The sequence below is a fragment of the Gordonia sp. NPDC058843 genome, assembly GCF_042743165.1.
In the GTDB taxonomy this organism is placed as follows: domain Bacteria; phylum Actinomycetota; class Actinomycetes; order Mycobacteriales; family Mycobacteriaceae; genus Gordonia.
Genome location: NZ_JBHYNC010000015.1, coordinates 1 through 25,955 on the forward strand (window position 1 = coordinate 1; position 25,955 = coordinate 25,955).

Genomic DNA, 25,955 nt, shown 5'->3' on the forward strand with positions numbered 1-25,955 from the left:
GGGCCGGGTGAGACACGTTGCGAGACCCTTCGAGGCTCGCTTCGCTCGCACCTCAGGGAGCAGAGGGGGGTATTTCGTGGTCCACGACGGCCGCCAGGCCGCAGAAACTGAGGTGCGAGGAGCACAAGCGGCCACCCCCCTGCTCCCTGAGGTGCGAGGAGCACAAGCGACCACCGTTCTGCTCCCTGAGGTGCGAGGAGCACAAGCGACCACCGTTCTGCTCCCTGAGGTGCGAGGAGCGAAAGCGACGAGCCACGAAGGGCTTCGCGAGGCATCTCACCAGGCCCTTCGAGGCTCGCTCCGCTCGCACCTCAGGGAGCAGGGGGCCCGCGCACCTCAGGGAACAGGGGGCCCGCGCACCTCAGGGAACAGGGGGCGCTCGCACCACAGGGAACAGGGCAGCCCCGAAACAACAATCACCCATCCACATCCGAAAGGCCATATCATGACCCAGGACACCGGCTCCGGTACCGAAACCTCACCCGACTCACCTGAAACCCCCTCTCCGCCGGGCAATTCCGGTATCGAGATCTCGTCTCGGCGGCGCTGGCCGTTGATCGCCGGGGCCCTGGTCGTCGTCGCCGTACTCGCCGCCGTACTCGGCTGGCGCTTCCTCGGCTCCGACTCGACCTCCCCCAACGAGACCGCCGGGGCGACCCTGACCGTCGTCACCGCCGAGGGCAACGCCTCGGAACAAGCCCTGGTGGAGTTCATCGCCGACGAGGTCGCACCCCGCTACGACATCAAGGTCGCCTTCAAGGGCCTCGCCGACTCCACGACACTGAACCGCGCCGTCAGTGACGGCGAGGTCGCCGGCACCGTCTACCAGCACAAGCTGTGGCTGTCGCAGGTCCTCGCGGCCAACCCGGACTTCAAGGAAGAGGCCGCCACCCCGGTCTTCCGCTGGGGCTTCGGGATCTGGTCGGACAAGTACCGCGATGTCGCCGACCTCCCGCAGAACGCCCGGGTCTCCCTGTACTCCGATCCCGCGAACGAGGCCCAGGGCCTGTGGCTGCTCGAGCGCGCCGGACTGATCACGCTCAAGCCCGGCGTCGACAAGTGGAAGGCGACCCAGAAGGACATCGCCACGAACCCGCGCAATCTGCAGTTCGTCTTGCTCGACTTCGCCGCTCAGTCACGCTCGCTCGCCGACCTCGACGCGACCGTCGGTTACACCGAGTACTACCTCGCCGCGAACATCGACATCGCCAAGCAGATCTACGCCCCGCCCGCTCCCGACGAGTTCGCCGGGCAGCTGACCATCGGTACGGAGTGGAAGGACACCGAGAACATCAAGAACCTGGTCGCCGCGTTCAAGGACCCTGCCGTACAGGAATTCCTGCGGACCGATCCGCGAGTAAAGGGCATCCTGCTCCCCTTGTGAGCAGCATGCGCGCTGGTGCGCACCCCATCGCCGCACCCGGGTCGCCCATCGCGACCCGGGTGTGGTGCGCATAGGCTCACCGCGTGAGCCGCACACATCACGGGCACGGTCACGCGCACTCGCTGTCCGACATCAGCCACACGCTCTCGCCATTCGCCCGATGGTTCGTCATCGGAACACTCGCCGTGACCGCCCTCGCAGTCGCCGTCGGCATGGTCGTCCTGTGGCCCTCGGACTCCGAACACCCCATTCCCACGCAGTTCCGTTCCGCCGACGGCGGGGCGATCACCACGGTCGACGGCGAGATCGTGGATCAGTTCCATGCGAACTGCCTCAACTCGGTGGCCGGCTCGGTGCTCGAGACCGCCGACATCCCGGTGAACCCGGTCCCCGGCGGGCCCTGCATCCTCAACGCGGTCCGGTTCGAATCCGGCGACGCCGCCGGGCAATACACCGTTCTGGAGATCCCGACGAACCGGGCGCAGGCCGGGTCAGGCCCCGACACCGTGGCGCCCGCGGCCGGCACCCTCGACGACCCGCAAGCAGGTCAGCCGACGCTGAACGTCGGGGACGGCATCCGACTCTCGACCGTCCCGGGACCCGACGGCAACCGGTACACCTTCTTCGACTTCCAGCGGGGGCCGGCGATCCTCGTCTGGGCCGTCCTCTTCATCGCCGCAATCGTGCTGGTCGCCGCGTGGCGCGGTTTCCGCTCGATCATCGGGCTCGCGATCGCCTTCGGCATTCTCACCGTGTTCACGCTGCCGGCGATCCTGGACGGGTCGTCCCCGGTCGCGGTGGCGGTGGTGTCGTCGGCGGCGATCCTGTTCGTCGTCCTCTACCTGGCACACGGGGTGAGCCTGCGGACCAGTTCGGCCCTCCTCGGGACGCTGACGTCCCTGCTCCTCGCGGGTTTCCTGAGCTGGCTCGCGATCGAGACGATGAACCTGACGGGGTTGTCGGGCGACCAGACCACCAATCTGCAGGTGTACCAGGGCAACATCTCGGTCAGCGGTCTTCTGCTCGCCGGGTTCATCATCGGCACCCTCGGCGTCCTCAACGACGTCACGATCACCCAGGCCTCGGCGGCCTTCGAACTCGCCGCGGCCGGCGAACCGTCACGGATGGCAACCTTCGGCGCCGCGATGCGCGTCGGACGCGACCACATCGCGAGCACCGTGTACACGCTCGTCTTCGCCTACGCGGGCAGCGCTCTCCCGCTGATGCTGCTGTTCTCGGTGGCTCAGCAACCACTGGGCGGACTGCTCACGACCGACGTCGTCGCGGTGGAGTTGGCGCGCTCGTTCGTCGGCGGCATCGCGATCGCGTTGTCTGTTCCGCTGACGACGGCCATCGCCGCCGCGCTCACCACCCCGGCGGGCGCGGGACGTTCGAAGGCAGCGCACGCGGCGGCGTGACGCGCACGGTCCTCGCGGTCAGCACCGTCCGGTCGGCAGGTCGGCCAGATTCTTGCCGAGCCAGTTGCCCAGGCGGGTCAACATCTTGGTGCCGTCGGTGAACGATCCGCTCCGTGGGATGGCCGCCATCGACACCGCCACCTGACCGCGGGTCGTGCTGATGATGCCCAGTTGACGGACGAGGTGCGCCGAGGACTTGGATGTCGCCGGGCCCCAGCCGCCCTTGACCGCGGTGACCGCACCCTGATTGCGTCCCACCTTCGCGATGCCCCATTGCTGGTTCGGGGCAACGGCACTCATCAACCGGATGATGTGCTCGCTGTCGGGCAGACACGGTAGGTGGGCACCGAAGATCGCCTGGTCACGTAGGGCCCACGCGGTGTGACCGGGATACGACGGCGGGTTGTCGACCTCGGAGGACACATGCGTCCGGACATCGTGCCCCTCACGCAGGACCGCGGTGACGGCGTCGACAGAGGCGTGACCGCCACCGAGCACGCCCCACAGCTCGCCGGCCGCGTCGTTGTCGGAGAACGTGATCGCCTTGTCCTCCATCGTGGCGACGGCCGGCCCGCGCTCGCGCTGCGCCGCGAGCGACACCGGGACCTTCATCGTCGACCACGCCCGTCCTGATTTCAGCGATCCCAGGGAGATGACCTGTTCGCCGCCGATCGGCACGATCGCAACACCGAGCTGCCCGGGCAACGACTTCCGCATCGACTTCGTGAGTGCGGCGTAGCTCTTGGCCAGCTTCTTGTCGAGGGGTTCGGGCGGCTTGAACCACGTTGCAAAGGGCTCCGGCAATGGCGGCAGCACGGGGAGCGGTATCGCCGTCGCCGAGCCCCCACCGATCACGACCGACATCGCGATTGCGCAGAACACCACGCCGATCCTTGTCACAATTTTCACAATTGTCTCCTGAGTCACTCCAGACACACGAGACTAGATCGGTCCGGCGGCGCGGACCAGGCTGTATACCCAATCGGAACCATGCTGGGACCGGCGTCACACCTGCCCGCGGACCGGTCAGGCGGGACAACGTCCGCGCGGCAGGCGGACGAGGTTGGCGTCGAGCCAGTTGGCCGCCGAGTTCAACGCCGCGATTCCGCCCGACATCGACCCCCCGACCGCGCTCATCGCCACCGCGGCACGTTGACCGTCGCGGAAGGTGACGATGCCGATCTGCCGGACGAGATACCCGTCCGCCACGCCGGGACCCCAGCCACCCTTGACCGCCGTTGCACGCGGCGCCGGCATGATCTCGATCCCCCACTGCTGGTTCCCGGCCACCCGGCCCATGAGTGCGACCACGTTTCGCGCCCCGGGCAGACAGGGCAGGCCGGCGGTGAAGGTCGCGGCGTCGGGCAGTGACCACACGGTCTGCCCGAAGACGGTGAAGCCGGCACGACGCTGCGTCGCGGGGACGACCGTCGTGGTGTCGCCACCGTCGCGCAGCACCGCGGTCACCGAATCGGCCGCCGCCTGTCCACCGCCGAGCGAAGACCACAGGCTCTCCGCAGAAGCGTTGTCGGAGTCGACGATCGCCGCGCGCGCGGCCGGACTCGGGCCGTTCGCGCGCTCTGCGGCGACCGCCAGCGGAACCTTGATCGTCGACCACGCCACCCTGGGCGTCTCGTCACCGAGCGTCAGCGCGGGGACGGCCGACCCACCGACCGGCGCGATCGCGATGCCGACGGTGAGTCCGGTCGACGCCGCCATCGTGCGGAAACTCGCCGCGAGGCCCCCGTACGACGCCGGCGGGGACGCCGACGAGTTCGGTGCGCTCGGACCGGGTCCGGCGGGCGTCGACGCCGACGGGTCGGCGGTCACGGTGACGGTGACCGGGTCGATCGGCTCCGCATCGGGTTCGGTCGCGCAGCCCGCGAGAAGCGCGAGAACACTGAGCACGACGATCCCCCGGGTCTTCGGCATCCGCCGCGATGGGCGCTCGGCGATCGTCATCAGTAGATGTGCACCACGGCGTCGTTACCCCCACGGCATGCGACGATCGCACCCTCGGGTACGCAGTTCATCGCATAGGCCTGGCCGGTGACCGGGCTGACCGCGACGACCACCCGCGGCGAACGCGCCGCACCGGAACCCGAGTACGCATCGCGCACCGCGAACGCGAACGGGCAACTGGTCACCGACGTACCGATCCCGACCGTCGCATCGCACGGACTCGAGCCAGGTGGCGGCGCAGCCGGGGCCGGTGCTGCGGGCGGTGCGTTCTGGACGGTCGGCGGCGCGACCGTCTCGGTCACCGTCGGGGTCGTCGGCTCGTCGTCGGCGCGGGTCGTGGTGTCCCCACCCGAGCCGGCGATCAGGATGCCGCCGACGACGGCGAGCGCGACGAGCGCCACCGCGATCAGCCCGATCAGTACCGGAACCGCGACGGAGCGCCGCCGGGGCGGTGGGTACGCGGGCGGGTACCCGGGTGACCCGTACGCCGGGGCGCCGGCGTACGGACCCGAGAAGTTCGGCGGAGGTGCGGAATCCGGTCCCGCGTGGTGCTGGGCACCCGGGTACTGCTGCGGCCCGGCGTAGTTGTGCGGTCCCGAGAACTGCTGGGGGCCCGAGAACTGCTGTGGGCCCGAGAACTGCTGTGGGCCCGAGTACTGCGTGGTCCCGGCGCCGGCCTCGGGACCCGTCGTGTGTCGTACCCGGGTCGGTTCGTATACCGGATCAGTGGGCGCGATGACCGTGTCGGGTGCACGCACGACACCGGTCAGCGCGTCCGGCGGCGGGGGCGGCTTGACGAGGCTCGGCCCCGACCCGACCGCCTCCACGCCTCCGGTCAGCGCGGCACGGGCAGCGCGGGCGAGCGCTGTCGCGGAGCCATGACGGGATGTCGGATCGGCATCGAGGGCCGTGCGAATCACCTCGTCCATCGCTGCCGGGACGTCGGCGTTGGCAGCGCTCGGCGACGGGGGCGGGGACAGCACCGCCGCCTTGATCGCGGCGCTCACGGTCGTCGCCGGGTGCGGCACCCGCCCGGTCAGACACTCGAAGAGCACACAGGCCAGGGCGTAGATGTCACTGGCGGCGCTGACCTGCGCGGCGTCGAACAGTTCCGGCGCCATGTACGCAATGGATCCGACGGCCGTGCCGGCCTGGGTGAGGTGGGTGTCCTCGGCGGCATGTGCGATACCGAAGTCGACGAGGTACGCGAAGTCGTTGGCCCCGACCAGGATGTTCTCCGGCTTGATGTCGCGGTGCACGAGTCCCTCGGCGTGTGCGGCATCGAGGGCCGCGGCCACCTGTTCGACGATCGACACCGCGCGCTCGGGCGTGAGGCGTGTTTCCTGCGTCAGCAGCCCTCGCAGATCTTCGCCGACGACCAGGCGCATGTCGATGAACAGCACCCCGTCGATCTCACCCCAGTCGTGGATCGGGATGACATGCGGCTCGCCGAGCCGCGCCGCGGCATGCGATTCCCGGCGAAACCGTTCCTGGTACATCGGATCGTGCGCCAGACCGGGATTGAGCAGTTTCAGCGCGACGACCCGCTCCTTGGTCGTGTCGTAGGCCCGGTAGACCTCGCCCATTCCCCCGCGACCCAGCAGTTCGTCGAGGCGGTACGGCCCGAACTGTGTATTCACCCGACTCCCAGCCATACGCAGGAGCATAAGCCCCCAATCGGACATCGTCTGTCGACCGCTTGATCGCACTTCTCCGGCCAGGTGTCGCGTCGTGCATCCGGAAGCCGTCGACTCACATGACTACGCTGTGCCTCGTGACGCCGTGTACCCGCCGACACGGGTTCGCTCGCTTCGCTCCCGGCGCCAGGAACGACTCGGCCCGCTCGCTTCGCTCCCGGCGCCAGGAACGACTCGGCCCGCTCGCTTCGCTCCCGGCGCCAGGCCGCCCCGACTCATGTGAGGAACCGCCCGGACATGTCTGCTCTGACCAAAGGCCAGAACGGCCCGTTGTCGACCCCCGAGGTCATCGTCTCGGTGGACCTCGCGACCGCCGCCGACCTGTCGGCACTGCTGGTGACCGACCGGGGCGTGGTCCGCACCGACGACGACTTCATCTTCTACAACCAGCCCTCGGGACCCGGTGTCCGGTTGCAGCAGTCGGCCGGAGGTACTGCGCGACTGCACATCTCGACCACCCTGATACCAGCCGACATCGATGCGGTACGTGCCGTCATCACCCTCGACGACGCGTCGTCGACCTTCGGCCGTTTCGCGCCGCCGGTCGCTCACGTCACCGACGGCTCCGGCGCATCGCTGTACGATTTCACCGTCGACGGCCTGACCAGCGAGTCGGTGGTCATCGCCCTCGAGGTGTACCGACGCAACGAGGACTGGAAGGTCCGCGCGGTCGGTCAGGGCTACGCCGGCGGCTTCGCCGATCTGGTCCGCGACCACGGCGTCAGCGTCGACGACGAGCCGCAGCCGGTACCCACACCGCCCGCGCCGATCACCTACTCGCGCCCGACCGAACCCACGCCGCCCCCAGCCCCGTTGCCCCCTGCCCCGTCGCCGACCCCGCCGCAGCCCGCTGCGGCGGCGCAACCTCCGGCGCCGGCCCGCACAACCGAGGTGAGTCTCCGCAAGGGCGCGCCGGTCAGCCTGGCCAAAGGCCAGAAGGTCACGCTCCGCAAAGAGGGCGGCGTGGCGCTCACCGACATCCAGATGGGACTCGGGTGGGACCCGGTGCGCGGCGGGTTCGGACGCGGTGGCTCGATCGACCTCGACGCCTCGGTGCTCATGTTCTCCGGCGGAAAGTGCGTCGAGACCGTCTATTACGGCCATCTCAACAGCAAGAACCGATCCATCCTGCATTCCGGGGACAACCTCACCGGTGAAGGCGCCGGCGACGACGAGGTCATCCGCGTTGCGCTGCAGTCGGTTCCGCCTCAGATCGACGCGCTGATGTTCATCGTCACGTCCTACCGTGGCCACACGTTCGAGAAGATCGAGAACGCGTACTGCCGGCTCGTCGACGAGACGACCTCCGCCGAGCTGGCCCGGTACACCCTCAAGGGCGGAATGCCGTTCACCGCGGTCGCGATGGCGGTCATCTCCCGGGACGGCGGCGAGTGGAAGCTACGCGCCATCGGCGACGGTTTCAACGCCAAGACGCCGAAGAAGGCCGTGCCGCATGTCGGCCGATACCTCTGACGGCGATCAGATCACGCCGTGCAGAGGCGGCTCCTCGCCGCGCAGCACCCAGCGACCGATGTGCTGGTATTTCCAGCGGACGGGATCGTGCAACGTGTGCGTCCGGGCGTCGCGCCAGTAGCGATCCAAGCCACTGCCGGCTGCGGCACTACGGGTACCACTCACCTCGAACAGGGCCGACGCCACCGGGGTGGCGACCCGATCGGCCACCGCCTTGGCCGTCGCGACAGCGATCGATGCTTCCGCGACAGCGATCGATGCTTCCGCGACAGCAGCCGAGGTGCCCGCGACCTCGGCGGGACCCGACGCCGCGCCGACAGCCGTGTCGACCCGGCGGCCGGCGGCGGCGAGTGTCGCCTCGGCGGTCGCCACATCGACCTCCAGCTCGCCGAAACGCTGGACCACGAACGGATCGTCGACGGCGCGGTCCACCTCTGCCTCGAACCACGGCCGCGACTTGGTCCGCACGAACTCCGCGGCCTCGCGTAGCGCTCCACGTGCGATCCCGACGTCGATGGCCACGTGCAGCAGTTGCGCGAACGCGCCGTACCCGGTGGGTGCGGACGTGGCCGGCGCCCGCGTCACCAGATCCTCGACACCCACCCCTACGCCGGTGAAGCGAACTGTCCCCGATCCGGTCGTGCGTTGCCCCACCGCATCCCAGTCGTCGACGATCTCCACCCCGTCGGCGTTCGCCGGGACGAACGCCACATACTCCCCGGGTGTCAGGTCGCGGACGGCGACGTCCAGCTTCGCGAGCACAGCAAGTGTGTCCGCGAACAGCGAACCGGTGCAGTAGAACTTCTCACCATCGAGGACGAATCGCGTCCGGGAGTCCTCGCCCGCCGGACTCAACCGCGTCGAGATGTCGGCGATCGTCTTGCCGCCCCGCTCGGACTGGGCGTTGGCCACGCGGCCGCCGGCCAGCACGTCGGTGAAGATGCGCTCCTGCAACGCTTGTCCGGCCGACAGCCGGACGAGGTTGAGGTAGACGAAGTGGCTGTGCGGAATCTGCGCGATGCTCGCGTCCGCGGCGGCCAGGATCGACACCACCTCGGCGAGCACGCTGGGCCGCACGTCCAGACCACCGAAACGGGCGGGGACGGTGAGTGCCAGCAGGCCCGATTCCGAGAGTCGGTCGATCTCGGGATGGGGCAACCGCCGTTCGCGGTCTCGTTCGACCGCTCCCACCGCGAATTCGGCGGCCAGTTCCCGTGCGATGGACAGCGCCTCGACGTCGGTCCGGATCCGTGTGGCGGATCGGGGCGACGCCTGGCTCACTGCGGTCACGCCACTCCGGCAGGGGTCTGGGAATTCTCGCTCTGGGCACCCTCGATCTCGCGCACCAGGGGGAGCACCTTCTCACCGAAGTACTCGATCTCCTCCTGGAAGTGCAGGAAGCCTCCCAGGATGAGGTCGACGCCGAGACGCTTGTAGGCGACGATGCGCTCGGCCACCTGCTCAGGGGTACCGATGAGCTGGGTGCGGAAACCGTCGTTGTACTGGACGAGGTCCTCGAAGGACGAGTCGGCCCACATGCCCTTCTTGTCACCGGTGGAATTCCCGGCCTGCTGAACGGCGTCCCGGAATCCCTCGACCGCAGGACGATTCGCCTTCTCGACGATCTCGCGCAGGGTGTCGCGGGCCTCCTTCTCGGTGTCGCGCGCGATGATGAAACCGTTGAGCCCGAACTTCACCTCACGCTCGTGGGCTCGGGCGACGGCGCGGAGATCGTCGAGTTGTTCGGTGACGCCGTCGAAGTCCTTGCCGTTGGAGAAGTACCAGTCGGCGTAGCGTCCGCCGTTGTTGCGGGCGGCCGACGAGTTCCCGCCCTGGAACAACTCCGGGTTCGGGCGCTCAGGGGTGTTGAGCGGTTTGGGCTTCAGCGTGAAGTCGTGGATCCGGTAGAAGTCACCGCGGTAGTCGACCTCGTCCTCGGTCCAGATCTTGCGGATCACCTCGAGGAATTCACCGCTGCGCCGGTACCGCTCGTCGTGCTCGAGCCACGGCTCGCCGAGATGGGTGAACTCGTCCTTGAACCAGCCGCTGACGACATTGATCGCGAAGCGGCCCTTGGACAGATGGTCGGCGGTCGCACCGAGCTTGGCCAGGACGGCCGGATGCCAGAGTCCCGGATGCACCGCCGCGATCACCTTCAGTCGCTGGGTGGCGAGAAGGAGCGCGAGGCTGAAACTGGTGGACTCATGTTGGAATTCGGCTCCGTAGCTCGCCTCGTATCGCACCTGCGACAGCGCGTACTCGAACCCGTTGTTCTCGGCGGTCTGCGCGAGTTTGACGTTGTAGTCGTAGTCCCAGCTGGTTCGCTGTTCGATGGTGCTGGTGACCAGGCCGCCGCTGACATTGGGCACCCAGTACGCGAACTTGATCTGATCCGCGATGGATTCGGTGGACATGGGTTACCTCCGCGAGGTGTCGGTTACGTGGCGAGAAGGGACGTGGTGAGGACGAGAAAGGTTGTCGTTCAGGACGATGCGGCCTGCAGGCGGGGCAGGAATGCGGTGCGCACGGCTTCGGCCGGGCCGGCCGACGCCGGGTCGAGCAGTCCGAGCCGAGCGAGAGCGGGCCGGACTCCGTCGCCGAAGTGGTAGGCCTCCTCGAGGTGCGGGTAGCCCGACAGGATGAAGTGGTCGAGCCCGAGCGCGGCGTACTCGGCGATGAGCGCGGCCACCTCGTCGTACGATCCGACCAGCGCGGTGCCTGCACCGCCGCGGACCAGTCCGACGCCGGCCCACACACCGGGGTGGATCTCCAGCGAGCGCGGATCGTTGTGATCGGCGAAACCGGTTCCCCGCCCGTGGAGTTCGGACATGCGGCGCTGACCCTCGGACTCCGAGCGCGCCAGGTTCTGTTGCGCGGCGGCGACCTGCGCCGGGTCGAGCGCGTCGAGCAGACGGGCTGCCTCGGCCCACGCCTGCTCGGAGGTCTCACGCGCGATCACGTGGAAGCGGATGCCGTGTGCGAGTTCCCGTCCCTGTGCAGCGGCGAGGCCGTTGACCCAGGCGATCTTCTCGGCAACTGCGTCCGGACGCTCACCCCAGGTGAGGTAGGTGTCGGCATGCTTGGCAGCGACGTCACCGGCGGCAGGCGACGATCCACCGAAGAAGATCTCGGGAGTCGGGTCCGGACGGCGTCCGAGCTGGGCGCCCTCGACACGCAGGTACTTCCCCACCACGTCGACCGGCTCCTCCTCGGTCCACAGCCTGCGGATGATCTCGAGGTACTCGTCGCAGCGCTCGTACCGCGCGTTCTTCGCCAGGAAGTCGCCGAAGGCGCGCTGCTCACTCGACTCGCCGCCGGTCACGACGTTGACAAGGAGACGGCCCTGCGAATGCCACTGGAACGTCGCGGACATCTGCGCCGCCAGCGTCGGCGAGATGAGCCCCGGGCGGAACGCGACGAGGAATTTGAGGCTCTCGGTCGCGTCGATCAGCGCGGCGGTGGTCAGCCACGCGTCCTCGCACCAGAGACCCGCCGGGGTCAGGACCGCCTCGAAGCCGTTGGCCTCGGCGGCGCCGGCAAGCTGCTTGAGGTACCTCAGATCCGCCGGCCGGTCTCCCGTCATCTGGCTGCCGTGTCCGCCCGCGATCAGATTGCGCGAGTCGCCGTAGGTGGGCAGGAACCAGTGGAAATGCAGAGACACCGCGAGGGCACCTTTCGGTCGGGACGGCACGAGACGAGCACGACACCGCCACGACTCTTTGTTCGGGCGAGCGGGCCGGCACGGTGTCTCGGCCCAGTGTCGGGCACCATCACGACGCCGGACCACAGTTGAAATCGCACTGAGGGCAAATCGACAACCGTCGGCTCCGGGCGCTACGCGACCGATCCCCGCAGGTCAGTCGGACGACGGGCGCCACTGACCCATGCCGAGGAAGACCATCACGAGCTGCCGCTCGGTGCGCTCGACGATCTCCTGTTCGGCCCCACGTCCGCGATACTCCCCGTCGAGCAGATCGGCCACCGCGGTGAGCATGATGATGACGATCAGTTCCGCTGCGAGCTCGAGGTCGTCGGGTTGCCACCGTGCCAGGTCGGGGATGCGGGCGAGGTCGATCGCGAGTTCCTTGGAGAACAGCCGGAGTTCGGTGTCGATCGCGCGACGGATCTCGGCGATGCCGCCGCGCTGCTCTCGCACCAGGAACCGGAATTGCGATTCGTTCTCGCGGACGTGTCGCAGCAGGATGGCCAGCGAGTTCTGCGCTGTCGGCAGGGCATCGCGCGCCGCCAGGTCCCGCCGCCCGTCCCGCAGCGCCCGCCGCAGGACGCGCATCGAGTCCTCGACGACGGTGACCCCGAGATCTTCCATCGACGCGAAATGGCGATAGAAGGCCGTCGGCACGATCCCGGCACCCCGCGCGACCTCGCGGAGGCTGATGCTGCCGAAGCTGCGTTCACCGACGAGTGACCGCGTGGTGTCCAGCAGAGCCTGCCGGGTCTGATTCTTTCTATCCGCACGCGTCTGAGCATCACGGCGGCCCGACTCTCGCGTGCGTGTCACGCACCCGAGTCTATGCGGCGCGTGAAGGAGCGACGCGAACAGGCCGAGCGAGGTCGTGACGGCAGTCACAACGACGAACGCTTGACGACGACCCATCGCGCCGTGTCACACTTGCCGGTGTACACATGTACACCGAAACGGACCGAACGGAGCCCATCCCATGAGCATCCGCACACCCCAGGACCAGACCCGCGCAGACGCCGACGCCACAACCGGCCGGTGGAGCCGTCTGGTCGGTTCGATCGTCGAAGCGGCACTGTCGCCGCATCCGGTCGACCGCTATCTCGAACTGCTCGACCCGATGATGACCTGGCGCGACCTGCGTGGCGAGATCATCCGCGTCGAGCGTCCCACCGCTCGCACCGTCCGCCTCACCATCCGCCCGACCCGCCAGTGGCGGGGCCACGAAGCCGGCCAGTTCGTGCAGCTCAAGGTCGTCGTCGACGGCGTCCGGCACACCCGCTGTTTCTCACCGGCCAATGCCGCCGCAGGCCCGGACGGCGAGATCGAACTGACGATCACCGCTCACGACGACGGCCTGGTGTCCACGCATCTGCGTGAGCACGCCCGTGCCGGCGACGTCGTGGGCCTGTCCGCGGCCGGTGGCGAGTTCGTACTGCCGGAGACCGACCCCACGTCGGCGGTCTTCATCAGCGGCGGCAGTGGGATTACACCTGTACTCTCAATGGCCAGAACACTTGTCTCCCGACAGTACGCCGGACCGATCACGTTCGTGCACTACGCGCGGACCCCGTCCGACGTCGCCTACCGGGACGAACTGCGAGAGCTCGCGGCCGCACATCCCCGGTTCGACCTGCGACTGCACCACACGCGCGACGAGGCCGACGGCCACTTCGGCGCCACTCACCTCGACGGAATCCCGGGACTGTCCGACGCCGACGTGTTCGTCTGTGGACCGGCTGCGCTGATGGACGAGGTCGCCCGTGTCCATGCCGACCTCGCCATCACGCAGCCGCTGCACAGCGAGGCCTTCGCCCCGGCCGCACCGGCGATCGACCCGGACTCCGTCGAAGGCGAGGTCACGTTCTCGAAGTCGGGGTCGTCAGCGGCCAACGACGGCCGCCCCATCCTCGACCAGGCCGAGGCCGTCGGACTCACGCCCGAATCCGGGTGCCGGATGGGCATCTGCTTCTCCTGCACCGCGACGAAGAAGTCGGGCTGCACCCGCAACGTCCTGACGGGCGAGATCGACGACGAGACCGACACCCAGATCCAGTTGTGCATCAACGCGCCGGTCGGCTCGGTCGACATCGAGATCTGATGTCGGCGAGCTGACACCGGCGAGACCATCCATTCCCAGCCACATCTCCTCTCCGAGAAGGAGGCATTGCCATGACCATCGACATCACCCGCGACGTCGAGCCCTCGATCTCCGACAACCTGCCCGCGCTGCATCGCGTGGGCGCCGACCAGAAGGTCGCCGACGATCCCAACACCGTCGTCATGTCCTACGAACAGGTCGAATCACTCGGGCGGGACCTCGACGCCCTGCGCGCGCGGATCGTCGCCGACCTCGGCCAGAAGGACCGCGACTACCTCTACTCGGTGATCCGCGCCCAGCGCGGCTTCGAGATCGGCGGTCGCGCACTCATGTACCTCGGGTTCTTCCCGCCCGCGTGGATCGCCGCGGTCGGCGCCCTGTCGGTGTCGAAGATCCTCGACAACATGGAGATCGGCCACAACGTCATGCACGGTCAGTACGACTGGATGCGTGAGGACACCTACAACTCCCGTGAATTCGAGTGGGACACCGTGTGTCCGGCCGACCAGTGGCGGCACAGCCACAACTACCTGCATCACACCTTCACCAACATCCTCGGTGAGGACCGCGACATCGGGTACGGCATCCTGCGCATGGCGCGCGACCAGAAGTGGAATCCCTACTACCTGGGGAACCTCGGCTACGCGACCGCGCTGATGCTGCTGTTCGAGTGGGGGGTCATGCTGCACGACCTCGAGGCCGAGAACGTGATCACCGGCAAGCGCAAGTGGAGCGACATCAAGGGCCTCGTGAAAGGCATGTGGCGCAAGGCCGGTCGTCAGGTGCTCAAGGACTACGTGGTGTTCCCCGCGCTCACGGGACCGCTGTTCGTGCCCACCCTGGTCGGCAACGCGACCGCCAACCTCGTGCGCAACGTGTGGACCTACTCGATCATCTTCTGCGGCCACTTCCCCACCGGCGCCCAGACATTCACGTCCGAAGAGTGCCAGAACGAGACGCGGGGCCAGTGGTACCTGCGGCAGATGCTCGGTTCGGCGAACATCACCGGTAGCCCGCTGTTCCACATCATGAGCGGCAACCTGTCCCATCAGATCGAGCACCACCTCTTCCCCGACATCCCCGCCAGCCGCTATCCCGAGATGTCGGCGGAGGTCCGCGAGATCTGCGAACGGTACGGACTGCCGTACAACACCGGCTCCTTCAGCCACCAGCTCGCGTCGACCTGGAAGAAGATCGCCAAGCTGTCCCTGCCCAACTGGATGACCCGCGACGACGACGATCTGACGGTGATCGTCGAACGCGAGAAGCCCGCGTCGGTCGCCTGACGCCGTTTGACCGGTGTGCCCCGGGGGTCGTCTCGGGGCACACCGGTCGGGGTTCCAGCCGCAACCGGCACAGCCGCAACCAACGCAGGGGGATTCCCGCAACGATGGTCGACAGCATCGAACGCAACAAGGATCTGTTCCAGGAATTGATCGAGTCCACGGCGACGCACGTCGGCCGGATCGCGACGATCATCACCGGAGCCGTCGCGGGTGTGACCCGCGAGATCGGCGAGATCGTGACCGACGGGTTCGAGATGCGGGAGGCCGCCCGGCGGGCCAAGGCCGACGCCGGATCGGACGGCTCAGTGGCCATCATCGACGCCGAATTCGCGGACGCGTCCACCGAGTTCGACCCAACGGATCCGTATGCCGAATCCGAACAAGCGAGAGAGGTGACCGGAGTGGAGATGGACGAACTGCCCGACCGCATCGACGTCGGCGAACAGGCCGGAATCGACCAGGAAGGTGAGGTCTCCCGAGAGGCCGAACTCGCCTCCGACGGCGGCGAGACCGACAAGGACGAGCCGGACGTCGACGATCCGCGGACCATCGCGGCGTCGGAGCCCCGAATGGACCCGACCGCCGGGTCCTGACCGGCGCCGATCGGATCACCCTGGGCGCAAACGTTGCCCGACAGCACCACCGCACGTACCTTGGTCGGCGGTTGTCCCTGCTCTCCGGAGGTTGTCGCCCGATGACGGTGCGCTCTGTACTCACGTTTCCGAACCCGGTGAACGACTACGCCGCCCGCAGCACCGCGGGGCTCGTCGTAGCTCTCGCGATCATCGCGGTCGCGGTGGACACTCCCGTGCTCTATGGGCTCCTGGCACTCGGGTTCGTCCTCCGCGTGGCGTCGGGACCCACCCTGTCCCCGTTCGGACAGCTCTCCGTCCGTTTCCTCGTGCCCAAGGTCATTCGCAAGGAGAAGCTGGTCCCCGGGCCGCCCAAGAGGTTCGCCCAGACCATCGGCCTCGTAGTCAGCGGAACCGCGTTCGTGCTCAGCCTTCTCGGTTATGGGCTCGCCGCTCAGATCACCACGGGCGTGCTGATCGCGGCTGCGACCCTCGAGTCCGTCTTCGGCTTCTGCCTGGGCTGCACGATCTTCGGATTCCTGCAGCGTCGCGGCGTCATCCCGGAATCGGTGTGCGAGGCGTGCAACAACATCTCACTTCGCGACCCGGCCGCCGTCTAGCGCCGCACTCACCGACGGAGCTGCCCACCACCCCGCGGGGTGGTGGGCAGCTCCGTTCGTGCTGGGCGTGCGGGAGGTCAGCCGTCGGACTTCACCGCGCGGTCGGGGACGGTCATGGCCATCATCATGATCTCTGTCTCGGTGTAATCACGGCCGGGGTGCTCGGCCGCAAGATGTGCCTGAACCGCCGGCACGAAGTCGGACTCGAGAGCCGTGATGGACTCACCGCAGGGGCAACGCAGGTTATATGCCATGTGTCGCATGATAACCGGGCCACGGGAGGTTCAGTCGAGGATTCCCAACGCGATCCCGTCGAGGATGTCGTGCTCGCTCACGATGAGTTCGGTGATGCCGGCCCGCTCGGAAAGGATTCGCGCGAGCTCCAGAGTGACCAGTGATCCCCCGCCGATCACGTCGACGCGGCCGGGGTGCATGGGGCCGAGTGCCGCGCGGTCGGCGCGGGTCATACCGATCAGGTTCCGGCAGACCCGGTCGAGCTCGGGGAGCGAGATCGACGACAGGTGAATCCTGTCCGGGTCATATTCGGGGAGGCCGGCGCCGAGCGCGGCGAGGGTCGTCATCGTGCCGGCGACCCCGACCCACGTGCGCGCCGACTCCACCGGCACCGCCGCGAAGGCCTCTCCCAGACGTGCGCGTGCGAACTCGGTGGCCGCGGCCAGTTCCGCCGGTGTCGGCGGGTCCGACGGCAGCGCTCGCTCGGTCAGGCGGACGCATCCGATGTCGGCCGAGTACGCCGCGGTGACGCCGTCGGCATCACCGAGGACGACCTCCGTCGAACCGCCGCCGAGGTCGGTTACCACGAACGGCCCGTCCGCCGAATCCAGTTCGCCGACGGCTCCCCGGAACGACAGTCGCGCCTCCTCATCGCCGGTGATGACCTCGGCGATCGCGCCCGCGGACACGCAGCCGAGCAGATCGGCGGTCATCGCGAAGAACTCGTCGCGGTTGGACGCGTCGCGCGTGGCCGACGTCGCGACCATCCGCACCCGCTCGACACCGAGCGATTCCATCGTGTCGACGTAGTCGCTCAGCGCGACTCGAGTTCGCTCGATCGATTCCGCGGCGAACATGCCGGTCGCGTCGACGCCATAACCCAGTCGGACGACGCGCATCTCACGATGGAGGTCGGTCAGACGCCCGTTCGGGCCCGGCTTGGCCACGAGCAGACGGATCGAGTTGGTGCCGCAGTCCACGGCTCCGACGATGCTCACTCGTCGTTCCCCGCTGCCTGCGACGGCGTGGACGGAGCGGGCCAGTCCTCCGGGATCGCGGTGCCGCGCAAGCCGTTCGCGGCCGCGAGCGCCACCGCCTCGTCGCCGAGCGGATTGAGTCCGGGCCCCTTGGCCAGGGAGTGTGCGATGAGGACGTGAAGGCATTTCACCCGGTCCGGCATGCCCCCACCGGTGAAATCGGTACCGAGCGGTTCGATCGCATCGCGTTCGGCGAGATAGTCCTCGTGCGCGCGCCGATACGCCGCGGCGAGCGCGGTGTCGTCGTGCAGGCGCGCGGTCATCTCCTTCATGACGCCGGCCGACTCCTGGCGGCTGGCCTCGGCGGTCAGGCGCGGGTCGGTCAGGTAGTAGAGCGTCGGAAACGGGGTACCGTCGGGCAGTCGGGGTGCGGTCTTGACGACCGCGGGTCTGCCGTCGGGCGTGCGGTAGCTGATCTCGAGGACCCCACGCGGTTCGCGCCCCAGCTGGGCGGCCACCGTCGCGAGATCCGCCGCGGTGACGCTGTTGTCGGAGGTGCTCACGCCGAGGGGCTCACTGCACGCCGGGCGGGGTCGACAAGGTGTCCCAGAGATTTCCGTACCACGGCGCGCGGGCACGCTCTTCGGCACGTTCGGCGGCCTCACGCCGCGCCTCGTCGGCGGGGAACAACATCACGAGCGGGATCTCTCCTGGTTTGACGAACTGCAGACGCGTCCGCGCCTGGGCCTCGATGTAGGCGGGATCGTTCTGCTCGTTGACCTTCTGCTGATAGTCCGCGACCTCGCGTTGCAGCTGCTCGTTGGACGCGGTCAGCTGCCGGAACTCCGAACGCTGACTGAAGTACGTCCGCAGTGGCATTGCGAGGGTCAGTGCCACCACGCACACCACCACGACGGTGATCACCAGCGTCGCGAGGCTCGCGGGCGTCATCTCGAAGCCGCGCAGACGGGCTCCGAGTCCGGCGCGGACGGGACTGCGCCGGTTCCGTGGCGCACGCTCCCGCCCTGCACGACGGACACCGGGAACCGACGCATCGTCGGCGACCGGCGACGTGGTGTGGGCGGGAAGGCCCTGCTCGCCCGCCTCGACCACGGGTTCGGGCGTCGCGGGCCGAGCGTGCCGCCGCGTGCGACGGGCGCGTTCGCGTGAGCGCGCGTCTAGCCGACGATCGCGCCCACGCTGACGCCCGTCACCGCGGTGACGTCGCTGCGAAGCCATGCGGACAGCTAATCACGAACCAAACGAGAAACGCGGGAAGGCGAGGTCGCCCGCGTACCGTGCCGCGTCGCCGAGCCCTTCCTCGATGCGCAGCAGCTGGTTGTACTTGGCAACGCGCTCCGAGCGGGCCGGGGCGCCGGTCTTGATCTGCCCACAGCTGCAGGCGACGGCGAGGTCGGCGATGGTGGTGTCCTCGGTCTCACCCGACCGGTGGCTCATCATCGTCTTGTAGCCGTTGTTGTGGGCGAGTGCCACGGCATCGAGGGTCTCGGTCAGCGTGCCGATCTGGTTGACCTTCACCAGCAGCGCGTTCGCGATGCCCTTGGAGATCCCCTCTTCGAGCCGTTCGGGGTTGGTCACGAACAGGTCATCGCCGACGAGCTGCACCCGGTCGCCGATCGACTCGGTCAGCTTGGCCCAGCCGTCCCAGTCGTCCTCGGCGAGGCCGTCCTCGATCGAGACGATCGGGAAGTCGGTGATGAGCTTCTCGTAGAACGACACCATCTCGTCGGCGCCGAAGTCCTTGCCCTCGAGCTTGTAGACCCCGTTGGAGAAGAACTCGGTCGACGCGGCGTCGAGTGCGATGACGACGTCACGACCGAAGTTGTAGCCGGCCTTGCCGACCGCCTCGCCGATGACCGCGATCGCGGCCTCGGTGTTGGGCAGATCCGGGGCGAAACCGCCCTCGTCGCCGAGCGCGGTGTTGAGGCCCTGCTTGTGCAGCACGGACTTCAGCGCGTGGTAGACCTCGGCGCCGCAGCGCAGCGCCTCCTTGAAGGTCGGCGCGCCCACCGGGGCGATCATGAATTCCTGGAAGTCGATGCCGTTGTCGGCGTGCTCGCCACCGTTGATGATGTTCATCATCGGCACCGGCAGGATGTGGGCGTTGGGGCCGCCGATGTAGCGGAACAGCGGCAGGCCGGCGGATTCGGCGGCGCCCTTGGCGACCGCGAGTGAGACACCGAGCAGCGCGTTCGCACCGATGCGGCTCTTGTCGGGGGTGCCGTCGCAGTCGAGCAGAGCCTGGTCGACGAGACGCTGTTCTTCGGCCTCGATACCGATCACGGCCGGAGCCAGATCTCCGAGGACGCCCTCGACGGCCTTGGTGACGCCCTTGCCCAGGTACCGTTCGCCACCGTCGCGCAGCTCGACGGCCTCGTGTTCGCCGGTCGACGCACCGGACGGCACGGCGGCACGGGTGAAGGTGCCGTCGTCCAGGACGACCTCGACCTCGACCGTCGGGTTGCCCCGCGAATCGAGAATCTCACGCGCACCTACCTGCTCGATGATTGCCACGGTTGCACCCCAATCTCGGTGGACGAGTTCGTCGGCGAAATCCCAGGAGGTGTGTCCTCCGACGGGGCCGCCTACGCCGACGACGGCCGGTTCTGGTGCCGGCCGATACGCAAGAGCCTAGTGTCTGCGCTGAAGCCGCACGTGACAAGGTCGACGCAACCGGTGCGGTCGTCGACGGCGATGGTCAGAAGCGGACGTTGATGGAGTAGGCGTTGGAGTGATCGCGCACGTCGAGGACGTAGGCCATCGAGTTGTTGTAGGTCCGGACAGCCTTCTCCCATCCCTCCGGCGTCGTCATGTCGTTGCCGGAGGAGACACACAGGTAGCGGGCCGCCGAGAGGGCGGCATCGTCGATGTTGTCGGGATCGGGCACGCCGTCCCCATTCGCATCGACGCCGAAGCGCTTCCACGTCTCGGGGATGAACTGGAACGGTCCCATCGCGCGATCGTGGGTGGCGTCGCCGTCGAGTTCACCGCCGTCGGTGTCGAGGATCTCCATGTTCCCGCGGGTGCCGTCGAGTTTGACGCCGCGGATGGGCGGGCTGACGTCGCCGTTGTCGGCCACTTCCGACCCTCGGTACTGGCCGTGCTTGCTCTCGACGCCGGCGATCCCGGCCAGCGTGGTCCAGTTCAGGCCGCACTCGGGGTGCTGCTGACGCTGGATCTCGGCGGCGTTGCCGTACGCCTGGAGCGAGACGATGGGGATGCCGGTGGTCTCCGCGATGGGCACGGCCCAATCGTGCATCTTGTCCGCGGTCCGTCCGGGTGCGTTGATGTCGATGTAGGGCTGGGGCACACCCGCCCCGGGCGGGATGCCCTCGGGGATATCCGGCCTGGTCAGCGACGGTAGATCGAGGCAACCCGCGAGCAACGCCGACGACGCGATCGCCACCGCCGAGGCCACGAGGCCGTTCTTCCACGAGTTCGGTCGCCTCGATTCCCGACGCACCGGGTCCCGGCCCTCCACACGCATTCCTGCCCTACTCCCGTCTCGGATCCGGAGATGGTTGTCGGGCGGACTCCGCCCGAGGGAACCACGATCGCACAGCCGATGAGGTGTCCCGAAAATCAACACACAATCTGTTGACTCAACTGACCACGGTGGAGTTCGGTTCCCGGGCGCCGGGAGCGAAGCGAGCGGGCCCGATCTCAACAGGCGCCGGGAGCGAAGCGAGCGGGCCCGATCTCAGCAGGCGTCGGGAGCGAAGCGAGCGGGCGCACCCGACGGGCCGTCAGCCGACCTGGGGACCCACGGTCCGGAATCCGATGTTGCTCGCTGTCGACTCCGGCGTGTTGTGCGATCTCGCGGCGACCCGATACCGATGGCAGTACGAGTCATGACACAGGTGGCTACCGCCGCGGAGCACGCGTGCGCTCCCCCGTGCCGGCCCCGTCGGGTCGGTGCGGTCGGACACGCGGTAGTAGCGAGCGCTGAACGAGTCGCCGCACCATTCCCAGACGTTTCCGGCGCATTGGTACAGGCCGTGACCGTTGGGTTCGAAGGACCGCGCGGGGATGGTGCCGACCCGGGCGGTCGGGCCGTCGGGGAACTCGCCGCGGAAGATGTTGCACCGCGGGTCGTCTCGAGTCGGCTGCTCGTCGCCCCACGGATACCGCGCCCCGCGTAACCCGCCCCTGGCCGCGTACTCCCACTGCGCCTCGGTGGGCAGGACGCGTCCGGCCCAGGCGCAGTAGGCCTGGGCATCGCGGTGGCTGACGTGCACGACGGGGTGGTCGGCGAGGTCGTCGATGCTGCTGCCGGGTCCGGCCGGGCGATGCCACGACGCACCGTCGACGGCGAGCCACCACGGCGTGCCCGGTACCGGTTCGCCGGGCGCAGTCGCGTAGGAGTGGAAGACCGCGGACCCGCCGAAGGTCTCGGCGTCGGTCCGGTGGCCGGTTGCCGCCACGAACGACGCGAATGCGGCGTTGGTCACCGCGGTGGCATCGATCGAGAACGCACTGAGCTCGACGTCGTGCACCGGCGTCTCGCCGTCGGTGCGATACCCCTCGTCGAAGGCGTCGCCCATGGCGAAGAACCCGGCGGGGACGTCCACGGTCGGGACGAGGTGCGGTCCGGACCCGCCGCTGCCGGCCTGCACGGCCGGCGGCGACGACCCGCCCGTCTCGTCGCGGGTGGGGCCCTGAGGATGGCAGCAACTCACCCCGTCATGATGCCGCGATCCATGAGGGCACCGAGGATCAGCGACGCCAACCGATCGATGTCGGCACCCGTGGTGTCGAATCGCAGATCGGGGTTCTCGGGACTCTCGTAGGGCGCGTCGATGCCGGTCAGCCCGCGCAGTTCGCCGCGACGGGCACGTTCGTAGAGCCCCTTGGGGTCGCGGCGTTCGCACTCGGTCACCGGCGTCGACACGTGGACCTCGATGAAGTCGAGATCGGCGGCACGGTGGAGTTCGCGGGCGATCTCCCGATCCGAACGCAACGGCGAGACCATCGAGGCGATCGCGATGACCCCCGCGTCGGCGAAGAGTCGTGCGACGTGCCCGACCCGCCGGATGTTCTCCGCACGGTCACCGGCCGAGAAGCCGAGGTCGTCGGAGATCCCGTGCCGGATGTTGTCGCCGTCGAGGAGGTAGGCCACGCGGCCGCGGCTGACGACGGCACGTTCGAGGGCGACGGCGACCGTGGACTTGCCCGACGCCGGCAGACCGGTGAGCCACACGGTCGCGCCCCGCTGTTCGGTGTGCGCCCACCGCTCGGCTCGCGCGAGCGAACTCGGATGCCACTTGATGTCGTTGCGGGTTGCCTTGCCCGGGATGACTTCTCGCGGCTCGAGGATCGTCCCCGCACCGACCGTGTCGTTGGAGGCCTCGTCGATGAGGATGAACGCACCGGTGTCGCGGTTGCTCGCGTAGGGATCTGCCGGCACCACCGAGGACGTCCGCAGCGTGACGGTCCCGATGTCGTTGAGCACGAGTTCACCGGGCGCGACGTGCTCGATCAGGGTGTCCGGGTCGAGACGCCGCTCCAGGGACTGCACGGTGGCGCGTACCGTCGACGGACCGTGTTTGAGGGCGACGCGGTCGCCGGCCCGCAGCGGCGAGTTCGACAGCCAGCACACGTGCGCGTCGATCTCGCGCGCGAGGACCGGCAGGTGCGCTCCCTGCGCACCGCTGACGATGACGTCGCCGCGCCCGATGTCGATGTCGTCGTCGATCTGGATTCCCACCGACAACGGCGCCACCGCAACATCTCTCGTGGGATCGAGGGTGTCCAGCGCGGTGACGGTCGACCGACTGCCCGACGGCAACACGACGATCTCGTCACCGACCCGCAGGGTCCCCGACGCGAGTCGGCCGGTGTACGTACGGCGATTCGACTCGCCCCGGCTCGACTCACTCGGACGCGACACCCACTGGATCGGCAGGCGCAGTTCCTCGGTCACCGGAGCCGGCGCGTGCAGCTCGACGTCCTCGAGGTACTCCAGCAGCGTCGCGCCCGAATACCACGGGGTGTTCGACGACCGGTGGACGACGTTGTCCCCGTGCTTGGCCGCCACCGGGATCGCCTGGATCTCGCCGATCCCCAGTTGCACCGCGAGTTCGGCGAGATCGGCGCGGATCTCGTCGAACCGGTGCTCGGAGAAGTCGACGAGATCGATCTTGTTGACCGCGGCGATCACATGCGGCACACCGACGAGCGTGGCGATCCGCGCATGACGCCGGGTCTGCCGCAGCAGACCGTGCCGGGCATCGACGAGCAGGACGGCGACGTGCGCATTGGACGCGCCGGTGAACATGTTGCGGGTGTACCGCTCGTGCCCGGGCGTGTCGGCGAGCACGTAACTGCGGGTGGGCGTGGAGAAGAAGCGGTACGCCACGTCGATCGTGATGCCCTGCTCGCGTTCTGCGCGCAGGCCGTCGGAGAGCGCCGCGAGATCGACGTCACCGTCGCCGTCGGTGACCGCCGCGAGGTGATCGGTCGGCAGACTGCCCGTGTCGTGCAGGATGCGGCCGATCAGCGTCGACTTCCCGTCGTCGACGCTGCCCGCGGTCGCGATGCGCAGGAATTGCCGTGCAGTCGTACCGGTCTCGTCGTCACCGGCGATGACCGGCTGCGGAGAGGTGAGAGTCATCAGAAATACCCTTCGCGCTTGCGGTCTTCCATGGCGGCACTCGACGTGCGGTCATCGGCCCGGGTCTCACCGCGTTCGGAGACGGTGGATTCGCTGATCTCGGCGATGATCTCGGGGATGGTGGTCGCCCGCGACCGGACGGCGCCGGTGATGGTCAGATCGCCGACCGTGCGGTAGCGCACCCACTCGGTTCGCACCTCGTCACCCTCGCGGGGCCGGGAATGCTCCGAGACCGAGAGCAGGATGCCGTCCCGGTCGAACACCTCCCGTTCGGCGGCGAAGTAGATCGACGGGAGTTCGAGGCCCTCGAGTTCGATGTAGCGCCAGATGTCGGTCTCGGTCCAGTTCGAGAGCGGGAAGACGCGCACCGACTCCCCCCGACGGATCCGCCCGTTGTACAGCGACCACGGCTCGGGTCGCTGCGCTCGGGGATCCCACTGACCGAACTCGTCGCGGAAGCTGAAGATCCGCTCCTTGGCGCGGGCGCGCTCCTCGTCGCGGCGGGCACCGCCGAACGCGGCGTCGAATCCACCCTCCTCGAGAGCGTCGAGGAGAGTGCGGGTCTGCAAGCGGTTCCGCGAGCCCGATGGATCGGTCGACTCGGCGACACGTCCGGAGTCGATGGACTCCTGCACCGAGGCGACGATGAGTTCGATGCCCTCCGGGTTCTCGGCGGTCGGCGCGACTCGACGGTCCCGGAACTCGATCACCTCGTCGAAATTGTGCCCGGTGTCGACGTGCATGATCGGGAAAGGCAACGGCGCGGGCCGAAATGCCTTCTCGGCCAGCCGAAGCAGGACGATCGAGTCCTTGCCGCCGGAGAACAGCAGCACCGGGTGTTCGAGTTCGGCGACCACCTCGCGGATGATGTGCACCGCTTCGGCCTCCAACACCCGGATGGCGGTCACATGGTCGAAGTCGCCGGCACCGCCGGGCCGACCCCGGCCGGCCGTCGCCTGATCGAGCGAACTCTCGTCTACAGCGGTCACAGTGGATATCCGTTTCGTTCGGCGTCGTCTCGATAGCGTCGGGCCCACTCCTTGGACCGCGAATTGGACTGTGGTTTCAGCGGTGGCGGGGGCGCCAGCCCCGGGTCCTGACCGATCTTCTCCAGAACCCGCGCCGTCGCTTTGGTCGGATCGTCGACCAGGTCCCGGAACTCGATGTCGAGCGGTTCGATCCCCTCGGCGGCAAACCAGTTGCGCCATTGTCGTTCCTGATCGATGAGGATGCCGGCGAGATGCGCGATACCGCCTGCGTGGTACACCGCGTCGTCGTGTCCGTCGGCATCGGAACCGTCGTGCCGCCACACGCGGGTCTGCACCGCACGCCACATCGACACCGCCTGCGGCACAACGTCATCGCGATAGACGTGAACATAGAGCGGATCGACTCCGTCGAACAGCCACCGGAGCGCGCCGCGCAACGCACCCGAGGCGACGCGGCTACGGGAGATCAGCAGCGGCGTCTGGTTCCACATGAGCTTGCCGCCCCAGACACCGTTCGCGGTACGTCCCGCGACCAGGACATCGGAACGCCACGTGCCTGCGTCGCGGGTGTCGACCTCGCCCGGCTCGAGTGGATCGAGGAGGTCGAGGATGCCGGGATCGGCGACACCGGCGAACCACTCACGCGGCTGCGGGGCCCGGGACGAGTCGGGCAGGTACTGGAAGAACTCCTCCGGGCGGCCGGCGACGCCGGTGGTGGCGAGCGACTCCACCAGCAGCGTGCTGCCGCTGCGCTGGCTCGCGCACACCAGATAGTTTGCCGGTCCCGATGAGGACGTCACTGACATGAACGATGAGTCTAGCGAGCCCGAAACCCTCCGCAAGCTGGCCTTTTACGCGCACCGCGGTCGAAACCATTGACACCGGGCCTGCACTGTGAGCGCGACGGG

General features: G+C 68.3%; 24 protein-coding genes. 7 read left to right on the top strand and 17 right to left on the bottom strand.

Annotation, left to right across the window (positions count from 1 at the left end; genetic code table 11):
- Positions 1 to 445: 445 nt before the first annotated feature.
- On the top strand, positions 446 to 1,384 hold the full coding sequence (locus tag ACFW3F_RS12220) for a MetQ/NlpA family ABC transporter substrate-binding protein (protein ID WP_388057602.1): 939 nt from the start codon (positions 446 to 448) through the stop codon (positions 1,382 to 1,384).
- Between the two features lie 83 nt (positions 1,385 to 1,467).
- Positions 1,468 to 2,802, top strand: coding sequence for a YibE/F family protein (locus tag ACFW3F_RS12225; protein WP_388057604.1), 1,335 nt, complete (start codon positions 1,468 to 1,470; stop codon positions 2,800 to 2,802).
- An 18-nt stretch (positions 2,803 to 2,820) separates the two neighbouring features.
- Here ACFW3F_RS12225 and ACFW3F_RS12230 read toward each other — a convergent pair whose 3' ends face one another.
- The 3 genes from ACFW3F_RS12230 to ACFW3F_RS12240 form a co-directional block, all read right to left on the bottom strand.
- The gene (locus tag ACFW3F_RS12230; RefSeq protein WP_388057804.1) at positions 2,821 to 3,666 is read right to left on the bottom strand and encodes a hypothetical protein; all 846 of its coding nucleotides are present in this window, start codon (positions 3,664 to 3,666) and stop codon (positions 2,821 to 2,823) included.
- A gap of 162 nt (positions 3,667 to 3,828) precedes the next feature.
- Positions 3,829 to 4,764, bottom strand: a complete 936-nt coding sequence (locus ACFW3F_RS12235) for a hypothetical protein (protein ID WP_388057606.1) — start codon at positions 4,762 to 4,764, stop codon at positions 3,829 to 3,831.
- The gene (locus ACFW3F_RS12240) at positions 4,764 to 6,431 is read right to left on the bottom strand and encodes a serine/threonine-protein kinase (RefSeq protein ID WP_388057608.1); all 1,668 of its coding nucleotides are present in this window, start codon (positions 6,429 to 6,431) and stop codon (positions 4,764 to 4,766) included. Before ACFW3F_RS12240 ends, ACFW3F_RS12235 begins: the two co-directional genes overlap by 1 nt.
- A 267-nt stretch (positions 6,432 to 6,698) precedes the next feature.
- Between ACFW3F_RS12240 and ACFW3F_RS12245 the strand changes: the two genes are divergently transcribed.
- A complete protein-coding gene (locus ACFW3F_RS12245) occupies positions 6,699 to 7,934 on the top strand; it encodes a TerD family protein (protein ID WP_388057610.1) in 1,236 nt (411 codons plus the stop codon).
- A gap of 6 nt (positions 7,935 to 7,940) precedes the next feature.
- Here ACFW3F_RS12245 and ACFW3F_RS12250 read toward each other — a convergent pair whose 3' ends face one another.
- From ACFW3F_RS12250 to ACFW3F_RS12265, 4 genes are all read right to left on the bottom strand, one after another.
- Positions 7,941 to 9,224: an acyl-CoA dehydrogenase family protein gene (locus tag ACFW3F_RS12250; RefSeq protein WP_388057612.1), complete on the bottom strand. Its 1,284-nt coding sequence runs from the start codon at positions 9,222 to 9,224 to the stop codon at positions 7,941 to 7,943.
- Positions 9,221 to 10,348: a dimethylsulfone monooxygenase SfnG gene (gene sfnG, locus ACFW3F_RS12255; RefSeq protein WP_388057614.1), complete on the bottom strand. Its 1,128-nt coding sequence runs from the start codon at positions 10,346 to 10,348 to the stop codon at positions 9,221 to 9,223. The genes ACFW3F_RS12250 and sfnG overlap by 4 nt, the downstream gene beginning before the upstream one ends.
- Before the next feature lie 68 nt (positions 10,349 to 10,416).
- Positions 10,417 to 11,595, bottom strand: coding sequence for an LLM class flavin-dependent oxidoreductase (locus tag ACFW3F_RS12260; RefSeq protein WP_388057616.1), 1,179 nt, complete (start codon positions 11,593 to 11,595; stop codon positions 10,417 to 10,419).
- A gap of 195 nt (positions 11,596 to 11,790) precedes the next feature.
- Positions 11,791 to 12,453 (bottom strand): TetR family transcriptional regulator, encoded by a 663-nt coding sequence (locus ACFW3F_RS12265; protein WP_388057618.1) that lies wholly within the window; start codon positions 12,451 to 12,453, stop codon positions 11,791 to 11,793.
- Between the two features lie 160 nt (positions 12,454 to 12,613).
- Between ACFW3F_RS12265 and ACFW3F_RS12270 the strand changes: the two genes are divergently transcribed.
- The 4 genes from ACFW3F_RS12270 (at position 12,614) to ACFW3F_RS12285 (ending at position 16,213) form a co-directional block, all read left to right on the top strand.
- Positions 12,614 to 13,735, top strand: a complete 1,122-nt coding sequence (locus ACFW3F_RS12270; protein WP_388057620.1) for a ferredoxin reductase — start codon at positions 12,614 to 12,616, stop codon at positions 13,733 to 13,735.
- Between the two features lie 71 nt (positions 13,736 to 13,806).
- Positions 13,807 to 15,021 (top strand): fatty acid desaturase family protein, encoded by a 1,215-nt coding sequence (locus ACFW3F_RS12275; protein ID WP_388057622.1) that lies wholly within the window; start codon positions 13,807 to 13,809, stop codon positions 15,019 to 15,021.
- A 104-nt stretch (positions 15,022 to 15,125) separates the two neighbouring features.
- Positions 15,126 to 15,614: a hypothetical protein gene (locus ACFW3F_RS12280; RefSeq protein WP_388057624.1), complete on the top strand. Its 489-nt coding sequence runs from the start codon at positions 15,126 to 15,128 to the stop codon at positions 15,612 to 15,614.
- A 101-nt stretch (positions 15,615 to 15,715) separates the two neighbouring features.
- A complete protein-coding gene (locus tag ACFW3F_RS12285) occupies positions 15,716 to 16,213 on the top strand; it encodes a DUF4395 domain-containing protein (RefSeq protein WP_388057625.1) in 498 nt (165 codons plus the stop codon).
- Positions 16,214 to 16,290: 77 nt separating this feature from the next.
- On the opposite strand, the gene ACFW3F_RS12290 is transcribed toward ACFW3F_RS12285, so the two are convergent.
- From ACFW3F_RS12290 to ACFW3F_RS12335, 10 genes are all read right to left on the bottom strand, one after another.
- A complete protein-coding gene (locus ACFW3F_RS12290) occupies positions 16,291 to 16,467 on the bottom strand; it encodes a hypothetical protein (protein WP_388057627.1) in 177 nt (58 codons plus the stop codon).
- A 30-nt stretch (positions 16,468 to 16,497) separates the two neighbouring features.
- Complete coding sequence (locus ACFW3F_RS12295) at positions 16,498 to 17,445, bottom strand: exopolyphosphatase (RefSeq protein WP_388057629.1); 948 nt, start codon at positions 17,443 to 17,445, stop codon at positions 16,498 to 16,500.
- Entirely contained in the window at positions 17,442 to 17,987 is a 546-nt protein-coding gene (locus tag ACFW3F_RS12300; RefSeq protein ID WP_388057631.1) for a DUF501 domain-containing protein, read from the bottom strand. The genes ACFW3F_RS12295 and ACFW3F_RS12300 overlap by 4 nt, the downstream gene beginning before the upstream one ends.
- 10 nt (positions 17,988 to 17,997) lie before the next feature.
- A complete protein-coding gene (locus ACFW3F_RS12305) occupies positions 17,998 to 18,663 on the bottom strand; it encodes a septum formation initiator family protein (RefSeq protein ID WP_388057633.1) in 666 nt (221 codons plus the stop codon).
- Between the two features lie 12 nt (positions 18,664 to 18,675).
- Complete coding sequence (eno, locus tag ACFW3F_RS12310) at positions 18,676 to 19,959, bottom strand: phosphopyruvate hydratase (RefSeq protein ID WP_388057635.1); 1,284 nt, start codon at positions 19,957 to 19,959, stop codon at positions 18,676 to 18,678.
- Positions 19,960 to 20,143: 184 nt separating this feature from the next.
- On the bottom strand, positions 20,144 to 20,932 hold the full coding sequence (locus ACFW3F_RS12315; RefSeq protein WP_388057637.1) for a lytic transglycosylase domain-containing protein: 789 nt from the start codon (positions 20,930 to 20,932) through the stop codon (positions 20,144 to 20,146).
- Between the two features lie 259 nt (positions 20,933 to 21,191).
- Positions 21,192 to 22,016, bottom strand: coding sequence for a formylglycine-generating enzyme family protein (locus ACFW3F_RS12320; protein ID WP_388057806.1), 825 nt, complete (start codon positions 22,014 to 22,016; stop codon positions 21,192 to 21,194).
- 104 nt (positions 22,017 to 22,120) lie between these two features.
- Positions 22,121 to 24,058, bottom strand: coding sequence for an adenylyl-sulfate kinase (cysC, locus tag ACFW3F_RS12325; RefSeq protein ID WP_388057639.1), 1,938 nt, complete (start codon positions 24,056 to 24,058; stop codon positions 22,121 to 22,123).
- Entirely contained in the window at positions 24,058 to 25,047 is a 990-nt protein-coding gene (cysD, locus tag ACFW3F_RS12330) for a sulfate adenylyltransferase subunit CysD (RefSeq protein WP_388057641.1), read from the bottom strand. The genes cysC and cysD overlap by 1 nt, the downstream gene beginning before the upstream one ends.
- Positions 25,044 to 25,853 (bottom strand): Stf0 family sulfotransferase, encoded by an 810-nt coding sequence (locus tag ACFW3F_RS12335; RefSeq protein ID WP_388057646.1) that lies wholly within the window; start codon positions 25,851 to 25,853, stop codon positions 25,044 to 25,046. Before ACFW3F_RS12335 ends, cysD begins: the two co-directional genes overlap by 4 nt.
- Between the last annotated feature and the right edge of the window lie 102 nt (positions 25,854 to 25,955).